We start from the raw sequence: 13103 nt of genomic DNA, 5'->3' as shown, positions 1-13103 counted from the left end.
GAGAAAAAACAGCTAGCTATAATCCATATAATTATGACAGAGAGTGCATGTGAAGCTTCAATCTGACCCCCATTCCGGAGCCAATACGATCACCGGCTATGGTGACGGCTACGTCGAGATCAATAAGACTCCCTATAGACACGCAGTCTTGATTAGCTCAGACGGGGCTATCTCAGAATGGCCCGTCAAGGCATTTGAAGCCCTAGAACCGGGCCATTTTGAGCAAATGCTTGCTCTAAAGCCAGAATTAATCCTGATTGGCACAGGCGTTAAACAGCGCTTTCCCAAGCCAGAACTCCTAAAAGCCCTCATTGCAGCCAAGATTGGGTTTGAGATCATGAACTCTCAGGCAGCCTGCCGGACATACAACATATTGGTTGGTGAAGGTCGGCAAGTCTTATTAGCCCTGATTGTGGAAGCCAACGAATGCAATTAGGCCAAACCAAGCAGTTGAACCTCTTAAACCCCAGCAAGATTCTCCTGCTGGCTTTGGTTTATGCGCTCCTCTGGTTTGGCACTTTAAATTACCGGCATTTAATTCCTTCGGATGAAGGACGTTATGCAGAAATCGCGCGCGAGATGTTAGTCACGGGCGACTGGGTCACTCCGCGTTACAACGGCTATAAATATTTTGAGAAACCACCACTGCAAGTGTGGGCTACTGCCATTGCTTTCAAAGCATTCGGTATTGGGGATTGGCAAGCCAGACTATGGACTGCGCTGACTGGATTTTTAACCATCATTGCCATCGGCCTTACCAGTGCCAAGTTATATGGCGCACGAGCAGGATTTTTATCCGCAGTCGTTTTGGCATCCAGCCCTATGTGGGTCATCAGTGGGCACATGAACTCCCTGGACATGGGTCTGTCAGCATTTTTAGTGGCGGCGCTGTGCAGTCTATTGTTAGCGCAGTCCCCACAAAGTAAATCGTCTACGCGTCATTGGATGTGGCTTTGCTGGGGTTTCATGGCGCTAGCGACGCTATCCAAAGGTCTGATTGGTGCAGCTATTCCAGCCATGGTGTTTATTGCTTACTCATTGACCAATTGGGATTGGAAGATTTGGAAACGTCTGCATCTTTTAAGTGGCGCTATTATTTTCCTCATCATCTCTGCGCCATGGTTTGTTTTGGTGTCGCAACGCAATCCTGAATTTTTAGAATTCTTTTTTATTCACGAACATTTGCAACGCTTCACACAAGATGCTCACAGTCGAACAGGTCCTATTTATTATTTTGCCCCCCTCCTGATGATTGGTTTGCTGCCTTGGGTATTACAGCTGCCAGGAGCTATGGCTAAAGCATGGGGTGAGCGCTGGCGTGGGTTCTCCAGTAGCTGGTTATTGGTGTGTTGGTCTGTCGTGATCTTCGCATTCTTTAGCGTTTCACACTCTAAGTTACCGGGTTACATTATTCCGATTTTCCCAGCGTTGGCAATACTGATTGGAGCCCGACTTGATCAACTCCTGGGCGAACACAACTCACTTGGATTGGATTGGAGATTGCAAGTACTTGCTTTTGCGGTCTTGGGAGCAGTTGGTTTCTTCTTCCTCTCAGAAATTAGCCGACAAGCAAGACCTGATGAAATCATTGCGTATGCGCAGTACACCCTGTGGATCATTGCAGCATTAGTAGCCCTGATAATCTTTAGCTTATTGGCCGCATGGAAAAGTAAACGCAACGGGCTACTCAGCCTCACGAGTTTTGCTGGAGGCTTTTTTCTGTGCGCCATCATCGCCGGCACTGGTCACGAAACTCTCGGTCGCGCCGTATCAGGAATAGATTTAGTCGAACAAGTAAAAGTAGACATCCCAGAAAAGGTGAACTTCTATTCCGTGAATATTTTGGACCATACAGTTCCCTTCTATTTAGGTAAAACCATGATCATGGTGGCATCTCCAGATGAACTCGAGTTTGGCGTGCAACAAGAGCCTCAGTTATGGATGCCAACTCTCGAGGCATTTACCGCGCGCTGGAAAGAGGATGACACCGCATATGCCCTCATGGTTCCAGAGCAATACATTGAGTTACAAAAACAAGGCCTGCCAATGCAAGAGATCGGCAGAGACTCGCGCAGAGTCATTGTGAAGCACCCAGATACAGCAAGCCCCACAAAACAATAAGGCCATCTATGTCAGCACTGCCATTCATTCCTTTTACTCGACCCAGCTTCGATCAAGCAACGATTGATGCCGTTGGCGAAGTACTTCGTTCGGGTTGGGTGACCTCTGGTCCTAAGCTCGCTGAATTTGAAGCCGCATTAAGTGAATATTTTGGCGGACGTCCTGTGCGCTGCTTTGCCAACGGCACTGCTACCATGAAGATTGCTCTTCAAGTACTGGGTATCGATGAAGGCGATGAAGTCATTACCACTCCAATTTCTTGGGTCGCTACTTCCAATGTCATTTTAGGTGTCGGAGCAAAACCGGTATTCGTGGATATTGATCCAATCACTCGCAATATTGATCTGAGTAAAGTGAGCGCTGCCATTACCCCTAAGACACGTGCCATCATGCCGGTCTATTTGGCTGGCTTGCCTGTAGACATGGATCAACTTTATGCGCTAGCCAAGCAACACAATTTGCGGGTGGTTGAAGATGCTGCGCAAGCCTTTGGCTCGCAGTGGAAAGGCCAAAAGATTGGCGCCATTGGGGATCTAGTGAGCTTTAGCTTTCAGGCCAACAAAAACCTCTCTACGGTTGAAGGTGGTTGCTTGGTTTTTAATAATCTGGATGAAGCAAAGCTTGCCGAGAAATTTCGCTTGCAAGGCTTAACCCGCCAAGGCATGGATGGCATGGATGTAGACGTGCTCGGTGGTAAAGATAATTTGACTGATGTTAATGCGGTCATTGGTCTTCATCAACTCAAACAGCTTCCTGCGTTTCAAACCCGTAGAAGCAATTTAGCGCGTCAGTACTTTGATGTCATTCGCGCTGAAATGAAATCCGCTGGCATCGAAGATCTTCAATTAGAACTACCTCCTGAGAATTTCACAGAGAGTAATTGGCATATGTTTCAAATCATCCTGCCACTAGACCAACTCAATGTAGATCGCGCCCAAGTGATGACCGCACTTAAAGACTTGGGTATTGGTACCGGCGTACATTACCCCGCTATTACTGGCTTTACCCTCTACAAGAATTTAGGATACCAAGCCATTGATACTCCGACCGCGGAACGTATCGGCCGCTCTATTTTGACCCTCCCCCTCTTTCCTGGAATGACTGATGGGGATGTGCCTCGTATCGCCCAGGGCTTATGTGGCATCCTGAAAAAACACCGTAAAAACTAGCTATACACAATAAATAGGCTTGATCAGTAAGATCAGGCAAAATTGCACCATGACTGCCAATTTAGCCGCTACCCCAACGCTTAGCATCGTTATTCCTGTTTACAACGAGGAAGATGGACTTCAGGCGCTGTTTGATCGCCTCTATCCAGCGCTAGATACTTTGGCAGCAAAACGCAATATTAGTTACGAAGTAGTCTTTGTGAATGATGGCAGCAAAGATCGCTCCGCTGGATTATTAGCAAAACAAGTTGAGCTGCGCCCAGACGTTACTCGTGCGGTACTGTTTCACAGTAACTTTGGTCAGCATATGGCCATCATGGCCGGCTTTGAATACGCTCGTGGCGAATACATCATCACGCTCGATGCGGATTTGCAAAACCCTCCTGAAGAGATTGATGCTCTGACAAATGAGTTATTAAAGGGTCATGATTACGTGGGCACTATCCGCGCAAATCGTCGCGATAGCTTCTTCAGAAAATTTGCCTCACGCGCTATGAATCAACTGCGCCAAAGCATTACCCACATCACCATGACCGACCAAGGCTGTATGTTGCGTGGCTATAGTCGCCGCATCGTAGACCTGGTACGTCAATGTGATGAAAGCAATACTTTTATTCCGGCACTGGCCTATACCTTCGCTGCCAACCCAACTGAAATCACTGTCAAACACGAGGAGCGCTTTGCTGGTGAATCTAAATACAGCTTGTATCAACTGATTCGTTTGAACTTTGACTTGGTGACCGGCTTCTCGGTCATGCCGCTGCAGATCTTCTCTGCACTCGGGATGCTTTTATCTTTAGCTGCGGGAAGCCTGTTTGTCTACTTGCTGATACGCCGCTTTGTATTAGGAGCTGAAGTTGAGGGTGTGTTTACACTTTTCGCGCTTACCTTCTTCCTCATTGGCGTGATGCTCTTTGGGCTCGGTTTACTAGGTGAATACATTGGCCGCATCTACCAACAAGTCAGACAACGTCCACGCTATGTGGTGCAAACTGTTTTAGAGAAAAAATAATTGCACGCAGTCGTCTTTGCCTATCATGACGTAGGCGTCAATTGCTTAAAGGCCTTGATCGGTGCCGGTATTCAGATTGATTTGGTATTAACCCATCAAGATGATCCCAATGAAAATGTGTGGTTTGGTAGTGTTGCCAAACTCTGTGAAGATCAACAGATTCCCTACCTCACCCCAACAGCAAGCGAGTTGACGGGACTTATTCCTAGAATTCGGAAGCTAGCACCAGACTATCTTTTCTCGTTCTACTATCGCCATATGATTCCGGCCGAGCTACTTGCTTGTGCCAAGATTGCCGCTCTCAATATGCACGGCTCCCTTCTACCTAAATATCGTGGTCGCGCTCCAGTGAACTGGGCCATTCTTCACGGAGAAACTCAAACTGGTGCCACCCTGCATATCATGGAGGTCAAGCCTGACGCAGGCGACATTGTTGGTCAATCCGCAGTCACCATTGGGCCAGATGAAACCGCCACCGATGTCTTTGGCAAGGTCAGCAAAGCTGCTGTCGAGGTCATCCACCAAGCGCTCCCAGAACTCATTCAAGGGCGAGTTCCCAAAAAGCCGAATGCGCTGAGTAAAGGGAGCTATTTTGGCGGTCGCAAACCGGAAGATGGGCGCATTCATTGGGAACAAACTGCCAAACAGGTCCACGACCTTGTGCGCGCCGTAGCACCCCCGTATCCAGGCGCATTTACCGAAAATCAGGGTCGGAAGATGATTGTGGCGCGCTCCACCCTCAAAGGACCCTTTCCAGACAATCTCGATCTCGGGGCACTGGGCATCCAAGTGGTTGATAATCGGGTATTCGGCATTTGCGGCGACCACCAGGTAGTTGAAATTTTAGAATGGTTCCTGCAGCCAACTCAGTAACGAATTCAGCAACGAACTAGCAACATACTCATTAGATTAAAACGAGGCAGTAAAGATGAAAAAAGTACTCATTCTTGGCGTTAATGGCTTCATTGGCCATCACCTTTCAAAGCGCATTTTGGAGACGACCGATTGGGATGTCTATGGCATGGATATGCAAAACGATCGCTTAGGTGATTTGGTTAAGCATCCACGTATGCACTTCTTTGAAGGTGACATCACCATCAACAAAGAATGGGTTGAATACCACATCCGCAAATGTGATGTGATTTTGCCCTTGGTAGCAATCGCTACTCCAGCTACTTATGTACAGCAGCCATTAAAAGTATTTGAACTCGACTTTGAAGCGAATCTTCCCATCGTTCGCTCAGCCGTGAAATACAAAAAACATTTGGTATTCCCATCTACATCCGAAGTCTATGGCATGTGTGAAGATGGTGAATTTGATCCTGCAGCATCGAATATGGTTTACGGGCCAATCAACAAGCCACGCTGGATCTATGCCTGCTCTAAGCAATTAATGGATCGCGTCATTTGGGGTTACGGCATGGAAGGTCTACGTTTTACCCTCTTTCGCCCATTTAACTGGATTGGGCCTGGACTTGACAGTATCTACACACCAAAAGAGGGTTCTTCACGCGTAGTGACCCAGTTCTTGGGCCATATTGTTCGCGGTGAGCCAATCAACTTGGTGGATGGCGGCGCTCAAAAACGTGCCTTTACTTATATTGATGATGGCATTGATGCTTTGATGAAGATTATTGATAACAAAGATGGTATCGCTGACGGCAAGATCTACAACATTGGCAATCCAATCAACAATCACTCTGTGCGTGATCTCGCTACGCAGATGTTAGAGATTGCTAGAAGCATTCCGGAGTATGCAAAGACTGCTAACCAAGTGAAGATTCAAGAAACAACTTCAGGCGCTTACTATGGTGAAGGTTATCAAGACGTACAGAACCGCGTTCCTGCCATTGATAACACTATGCAGGAATTAGGCTGGAAGCCAACAACTACCATGACCGATGCGCTCAAGAATATTTTTGAAGCCTATCGTGAGGATGTTGAAAAAGCACGTCACCTAGTCGACAAAGAATAAGCTCCGAGGTTCATGGCAAAGATCGCACTCAAGGTAGACGTTGATACCTTACGCGGCACCCAAGAAGGTGTTCCCAATTTAGCTCGCACTCTGGAGCGCTTTGGCCTAAAGGCTAGCTTCTTATTTAGCCTTGGCCCCGATCACACTGGATGGGCTCTCAAGCGGGTCTTTCGTCCGGGGTTTTTGAAGAAGGTCAGTCGCACTTCCGTTGTCGAGCATTACGGCATCAAAACATTGCTATATGGCGTACTCCTTCCTGGACCGGATATTGGTAAAAAGGCTGCAACAGAAATGCGTGCGATTGACCAGGCTGGTCATGAAACCGGTATTCATACTTGGGACCATGTGGCATGGCAAGATGCCGTACGTACCAAGGATGCCGTATGGACAAAAGCCCAGATGCAAAAGTCTTGGGATCGCTTTGTAGAAATCTTTGGACATCCACCAGCCACTTACGGTGCGGCTGGGTGGCAAATGAATGAAGCAGCGTTTGAGCAACTCGATCAATGGGGCATGAAATACTCATCCGATGGCCGCGCTGAAGCCAACCTCATGCCTTACCGCTTAGCACTTCCTTCTGGGAAGGCTAAACACGTCCAATACCCAACTACCCTCCCGACTTTTGATGAACTTATTGGCATAGATGGTGCTGATGAATTCGGGGCAGTCAAAAAGCTCCTAGAAATTACCCAAAGCAACCCAAACGACCAAGTCTTTACATTGCATGCTGAACTAGAGGGCCAAAAGCTCCTGCCAGCCTTTGAGCAGCTGCTAATAGGCTGGCTAAATCAAGGTCATGACTTGGTCACCATGGGTCAATTACACCAATCTTGGGATATCACCAAACAACTCGATAAAATAGCGGTATTACCCGTGAGCTGGGGTGAAATAGCAAACCGCAGCGGTGAGTTGATTGTGCAGAATCATTAAGCAATAAGCAGTAGAGACATTCATTTATTAAAGGGATCATCATGACAGTAGCTATCGGACAATCTATTCCGGAGTGTGCAATTCCTGCGACATCAGGCCTAACATTTACACCAGCTTCTGCCCAAGGCAAGAAATTGGTTATTTACTTTTATCCAAAAGACATGACTCCTGGATGCACTGCTGAATCCGGAGAGTTCCGCGATAACATTGAAGCCTTCACTAAGGCGAATACCTTGATCGTGGGAGTATCACGAGATAGCCTCAAATCCCATGACAACTTCCGTAGCAAATTAGAGTTGCCATTTGAATTGGTGGCCGATACCGAAGAGAAGTTATGCCAACTCTTTGGCGTCATGAAAATGAAAAATATGTATGGCAAGCAAGTGCGCGGTGTAGAACGCAGCACCTTCCTTTTTGACTCCTCTGGCAAACTGGCAAAAGAGTGGCGCGGACTTAAGGTAGCAGGCCATGTGACAGAGGTATTACAAGCCGCCCAAGCCATTAGTTAATTTTTTTAATAATTTTTGGCTAGGTGCTTGCAAAGCCCAAAATTTGGGGTAAAGTAAAGTCATATGCACCGTAACCGACGGGAAAGACTAACAATCCGTTTGATTCAAGAGCCTGGATATACAGCAGGCACGGCGAGCAACCCCCTTCGTTTTACCAATAACCGCTTGAAAACCAGTTTCATCACAAACCGTCAAAGCTCTCTGCCTGACGGTTTTTTCTTTTAGGAGAGTCTGCATGCCATTGCCCCCCATCCCAACTCAAATTGCTGACCAAGTTAAATTAGGCCAAAAACATACGCCAGATTTAAAGAAACGCCCTGCCCTAGCAAAACCAGTTGTAATGGAAAATCATGCTGCTGATTGGACTAACGATACTCAAGAAGATCTCTCTGCAGCTGAAGTAGCTCTCGAAAAAATTAAGGCAGATCGTCGCCCTGCTCGCACTGATAAAACTGATGGCAAATCACTGAACATCCCAGAGAAACCAAAGCGCGTCATTCGCACTGGTCCTCCAAGCTTATTTGTCCTTGACACCAATGTGTTGATGCACGATCCAAGCTCTCTGTTCCGCTTCTCCGAACATGACCTATTCTTGCCGATGACCACACTCGAAGAGTTGGACAATCATAAGAAAGGCATGACCGAGGTTGCCCGTAATGCTCGTACCGTTAGCAGATCCTTAGATCAACTAGTGGCTGGGACTAGCGGCTCATTAGACGAAGGCATCCCCCTCAACAAGTTAGGCAATCAGGATGTATCAGGACGCCTTTTCTTTCAAACCAAACTGACCACCCAGGCCCTCCCCGAAGGCCTGCCTGAAGGCAAGGGTGACAACATGATTTTGGCTGTGGTTAGCGAGCTACAACAGACGCGCAAAGGTCAAGAAGTGGTGTTGGTATCTAAAGATATCAATATGCGTATTAAGGCGCGCGCCTTAGGCTTACCTGCTGAAGATTATTTCAATGATCAGGTATTAGAAGATCGCGACCTGATGTACTCGGGCGTCATGAGCTTACCGGCAGATTTTTGGCCAAAACATGGCAAGGCAATGGAGAGCTGGGCCGATAGCAAATCCGGCACCATGTTCTACAGAGTTACAGGACCAAGTGTTCCTAGCATGTTGATTAATCAATTCGTCTATCAAGAAAATCCGGATGGCTCGACCCCTTTCTATGCCCAAGTTCGAGAAATCAACGGCAAGACTGCCCTCTTGCAAACCTTGAGAGACTTCTCGCACCAGAAAAATAATGTCTGGAGTGTGACGGCACGTAATCGCGAACAAAACTTTGCGATGAATTTATTGATGAACCCGGATGTCGACTTTGTCACACTCTTAGGTCAAGCAGGTACCGGAAAAACCTTACTGGCTCTGGCTGCGGGCTTGGAGCAAGTGCTTGATAGTAAGCGCTATAACGAGATCATTATTACCCGTGCAACCGTTCCTGTTGGTGAAGATATTGGCTTCTTGCCTGGTACTGAAGAAGAGAAGATGCAGCCTTGGATGGGTGCATTTGATGATAACTTAGAAGTGCTTCATCGCAATGAGGACAATGCTGGTGAGTGGGGTCGCGCAGCAACGCAAGAACTCATTCGTTCACGCATTAAAGTGAAGAGCATGAACTTCATGCGTGGCAGAACTTTTGTGAGCAAGTATGTGATCATTGATGAAGCGCAAAACTTAACACCAAAGCAAATGAAAACCCTTGTCACTCGTGCAGGCCCCGGAACAAAGATTATTTGTCTTGGCAATATTGCGCAGATCGATACACCTTACTTAACGGAAGGCTCTTCAGGCCTCACTTATGTAGTGGATCGCTTTAAAGGCTGGCGTCATGGTGGACATGTCACGCTTGCCCGTGGTGAGCGTTCACGTCTTGCGGATCATGCAGCCGACGCACTCTAAGCAAGCTCTTACATGCCGCACTCTCATGGGGTGCGGCATTTTTATTTGCGCCCTTCTTGCGCTTTCTGGGTGTAACACATTTAGCTCAAAATCGAACGCCAGCAAGGTTGTCCAATTTAAGCAAGACACTACAGTCGGTACAGAAGATGTTTCTATTGCGGCAGTAGGTCTCGTAGGCGTTCCCTATGTCTATGGTGGCAATACCCCAAAGGGTGGCTTTGATTGCAGCGGGCTGATCGTTTATGTCTATAACAAAGCAGCTGGTATCAGGTTGCCTCGCACCATACAACTCATGAGCGCCAGAGGGAGGAGTATTGAGAATCAGCCTCCCGCCCCAGGTGATCTCCTATTTTTTAACACCACTGGCGAAAAATACTCCCATGCTGGCATCTATGTAGGCCAAGGCAGATTTGTACATGCCCCAAGTGCTGGTGGCACCGTACGTCTAGAGCAAATCGAGAACCCTTACTGGGCCGCTAGATTTACTGAGGCGAGAAGATTTACGCCTTAGTAGCACGCTGAAGGGCACATAGAGTTAACACCAAGTACCAAACTGTTCTAGTTTTGGTTACATTAACGTAAGGAAACTGGGCACTTCGCCTATTTCACTAAAGGAGAATGTCACATGAAGAAAATCATTATTGCTTTAAGCGTTATCGGCATTGCACTCAGTTTTTCAGCATCATCCTTTGCGTTTACTCAATCCGAGTGTGAAGCAAAAGCGGTTAGCAAGGACGGTAAGCCAATTTATGGCGCAGCTAAAGATGCTTCCGTTAAAAAATGTCTGGGTGATGCAAAACCAGATTTAGGTTGCGAAGCCAAAGCGGTTAGCAAAGATGGCAAACCGCTCTATGGTGCCGCCAAGGCAGCCTCCATCAAGAAGTGTGAAGGCGGCAAGTAATATCTATTTACTCAGCTGCATTAAAAAAGCCTCGCAATGCGAGGCTTTTTATTTATTCATTCTTAATCTGTGTTTGATGGATTACCTTTTAGAACGGCTCGTAACCACCTGAAGAGTATCCAACCGATCCCATCGCTAAGTTATCAAACTTGGTATATGGTCCCTGCCAACTTAAGCGCACTGTACCAATCGGACCGTTACGCTGTTTACCAATGATGATCTCAGCCATGCCTTTATCAGTAGTCGTATCTGGGTGATACACCTCATCACGATAGATGAACATGATCAAATCGGCATCTTGCTCGATCGCGCCCGACTCACGCAAGTCAGACATGATGGGGCGCTTGTTAGGACGTTGTTCTAGACCGCGATTTAATTGGGACAAAGCAACTACTGGGCACTGCAATTCTTTTGCGAGGGACTTTAATGAACGTGAGATCTCGGAAATTTCTGTTGCGCGATTTTCCGAACCAGAGCCACTCATCAACTGCAAATAGTCGATCACAACCAAACCAAGCGTGCCACCAAAGTTTCGGGCGATACGACGCGCTCTTGCACGCAACTCTAAACTTGAAAGAGCACCAGTCTCATCAATCAAAATTTGGGTATTGCTTAATCTAGCAATCGCATCAGTAACACGCGGCCACTCATCATCTTGTAATTTACCGGTACGCATACGACTTTGATCTACACGCCCTACTGAACCTAGCAAACGAGATGCTAACTGCTCACCCGACATTTCCATAGAGAAGACAACGACTGGCAAACCTTCAGCCAAAGCAACATTCTCAGCAATGTTCAGCGCGAAGGCAGTGTTATGAGTAACAACATAATCGTTCGTTACATAAGTTCTTTGAGGGTGGCTAACTGAAATGCATTGTGCGTTGGCAACCCTCGAAGCTTCGATGCTCTTAAAGGTTATCCTGCGCTGGCGATCCCAATGACTTCTTAATCGTTCTTTTTTCTCAGTCAATGTAAACGCATCAAAACCAGCTTTAAAGCTCATATTTAAAACATAAGCTAGTCGACCTTGCTTGCGTTCACCTTTGTAGGTATATGAAGTATTTTTAGTGGCGATTGAGCAAAAACCGCCCAAGGATCTTGCTAAAGAAGCAACATCTTCTGCTAATTGCTGGCTCACGGAACAGAAGCGAATCGAGCCCCATTTTTCAATCCATCCATCCGTATCCATTAAACCCTGAAATAAGGCTAAGCGAGAGGCTTTATCTGATTCTAAGTATTGTGCGGGAATAAATTTATCAAAACTCCTGCAACCCAATACGCCTAAGTCATCTAATGCAGCCCTGAAGTAATTGGTTGTTACTGCAGATTTTCGACCATTAACAGCAATTCTGGCTTTTGAAACAAGCCTCCAGTCATAGGCGCCAGCATGAACCAATTCCATCTCGTATCCAGCCAGCGCATTCATCCGTTCCAACGACTCAGAAGAGTTAGTCGAAAATGAAACACTACCGTGAGATAAGGCTAAAGTGCCATCTCCCAAAAGAGCGCCCAGTACCCAAGGGTTGATTGGCAATTCATTTGAATGGCCAAAATCACCCGAGACAGGATCTATCCACAGGCGATTTTTGTAGCGGACACAAGAAAGCATTTCGATTAAACGCACAGTATTGATCACTCTCGGCTCTGACCAATCGCGATACATTACGCGCCATAAATGCTCGTCACAACACTCCGCTTGCCGACCATCTGAAAAAGTAACCTTGTAGATTTGCTTTAGGCCTTGAGGATAAATGCCAGTAACAATGGAGTGCTGATCGTCTACCGATGCCAAGCGATCGCCTATCTGCAAATCGCCCATTAATTTCCAGCCATCATTGGTTTTAATCTTTGCATCAAGCGGCTGCGCTTTGCCCATCGAGGGTCTTCCAGCAACAATGACTAAGTCGCCTTTTTGCAATCCGCTAGTCTGCTTATCCAAATCAATAAAACCAGTGGCAATACCAGTGATGTCGCTGCCACCTTGACGGTTATAGAGCTCATCGATACGAGCAACAACCGTTCTCAGCAGCGGTTCAATCTCAAGGTAGTCAGCTTTGCGGCTACCCTCTTCACCAATTTGCAAAATGCGTGATTCAGCTTCATCCAAAAGCGTTCTGACTGAACGACCTTCTGGCACGAATGCAGAGTTCACAATATTGTCTGAAACTTCAATCAAGCGACGCAAAATGCTGCGATCACGAACAATGTCGGCATAGCCTTTGATGTTCGCCGCACTTGGCGTACTTTGCGCTAAGGAATTGAGGTAATCAATGCCAACCAAATCACCACCCTGTTCGGACTTAACAGCCTCATGAACAGTAATGACGTCAGCAGGATGATTGTCGCCAACTAAACGCTGAATGACCTTATAGATCAATGCATGTTCAGGACGATAGAAATCTTTGTCAGTTAACACTCCACCCAGGCGATCCCAGGCAGCGTTATCGATCAGTAGACCGCCGAGCAGAGATTGCTCGGCTTCTACAGAATGCGGTGGAACTTTTAAAGCCTGCACGACTGCATCCCCAGAACCCATCATGCCGGGATTCAGCGTAACGGAACGTGAACGGGATTCAGCCA

12 protein-coding genes are annotated in these 13103 nt (G+C 47.0%); 11 read left to right on the top strand and 1 reads right to left on the bottom strand.

What is annotated here, in order from left to right:
• The first annotated feature begins 49 nt into the window (after positions 1–49).
• The 11 genes from ICN49_RS02925 (at position 50) to ICN49_RS02875 (ending at position 10520) form a co-directional block, all read left to right on the top strand.
• A complete protein-coding gene (locus tag ICN49_RS02925; protein WP_216165631.1) occupies positions 50–436 on the top strand; it encodes an Mth938-like domain-containing protein in 387 nt (128 codons plus the stop codon).
• Positions 427–2121 (top strand): ArnT family glycosyltransferase, encoded by a 1695-nt coding sequence (locus ICN49_RS02920; protein WP_216165629.1) that lies wholly within the window; start codon positions 427–429, stop codon positions 2119–2121. Before ICN49_RS02925 ends, ICN49_RS02920 begins: the two co-directional genes overlap by 10 nt.
• Positions 2122–2129: 8 nt before the next feature.
• A complete protein-coding gene (locus ICN49_RS02915; RefSeq protein ID WP_216165627.1) occupies positions 2130–3290 on the top strand; it encodes a DegT/DnrJ/EryC1/StrS family aminotransferase in 1161 nt (386 codons plus the stop codon).
• Between the two features lie 49 nt (positions 3291–3339).
• A complete protein-coding gene (locus ICN49_RS02910; protein WP_216165625.1) occupies positions 3340–4302 on the top strand; it encodes a glycosyltransferase in 963 nt (320 codons plus the stop codon).
• A complete protein-coding gene (locus tag ICN49_RS02905; RefSeq protein ID WP_216165624.1) occupies positions 4303–5175 on the top strand; it encodes a formyltransferase in 873 nt (290 codons plus the stop codon).
• Positions 5176–5230: 55 nt separating this feature from the next.
• Complete coding sequence (locus ICN49_RS02900; protein WP_216165622.1) at positions 5231–6277, top strand: bifunctional UDP-4-keto-pentose/UDP-xylose synthase; 1047 nt, start codon at positions 5231–5233, stop codon at positions 6275–6277.
• A gap of 12 nt (positions 6278–6289) precedes the next feature.
• Entirely contained in the window at positions 6290–7207 is a 918-nt protein-coding gene (locus ICN49_RS02895; protein WP_216165620.1) for a polysaccharide deacetylase family protein, read from the top strand.
• A 41-nt stretch (positions 7208–7248) separates the two neighbouring features.
• Entirely contained in the window at positions 7249–7716 is a 468-nt protein-coding gene (locus ICN49_RS02890) for a peroxiredoxin (RefSeq protein WP_216165618.1), read from the top strand.
• 235 nt (positions 7717–7951) lie between these two features.
• Positions 7952–9619, top strand: coding sequence for a PhoH family protein (locus ICN49_RS02885; protein ID WP_216165616.1), 1668 nt, complete (start codon positions 7952–7954; stop codon positions 9617–9619).
• Positions 9549–10130: a C40 family peptidase gene (locus tag ICN49_RS02880; RefSeq protein ID WP_439650840.1), complete on the top strand. Its 582-nt coding sequence runs from the start codon at positions 9549–9551 to the stop codon at positions 10128–10130. The genes ICN49_RS02885 and ICN49_RS02880 overlap by 71 nt, the downstream gene beginning before the upstream one ends.
• 114 nt (positions 10131–10244) lie before the next feature.
• Positions 10245–10520, top strand: a complete 276-nt coding sequence (locus ICN49_RS02875; protein ID WP_216165614.1) for a hypothetical protein — start codon at positions 10245–10247, stop codon at positions 10518–10520.
• Between the two features lie 88 nt (positions 10521–10608).
• Here the strand turns inward: ICN49_RS02875 and dnaB are convergent, their stop codons facing one another.
• On the bottom strand, positions 10609–13059 hold the full coding sequence (dnaB, locus tag ICN49_RS02870) for a replicative DNA helicase (protein WP_255535381.1): 2451 nt from the start codon (positions 13057–13059) through the stop codon (positions 10609–10611).
• Positions 13060–13103 lie beyond the last annotated feature (44 nt).

The organism is Polynucleobacter finlandensis (assembly GCF_018881755.1).
Taxonomy (GTDB): domain Bacteria; phylum Pseudomonadota; class Gammaproteobacteria; order Burkholderiales; family Burkholderiaceae; genus Polynucleobacter; species Polynucleobacter finlandensis.
Note: the sequence above shows the minus strand (reverse complement) of the source record. Positions and strands in the feature narration are given on the sequence as shown.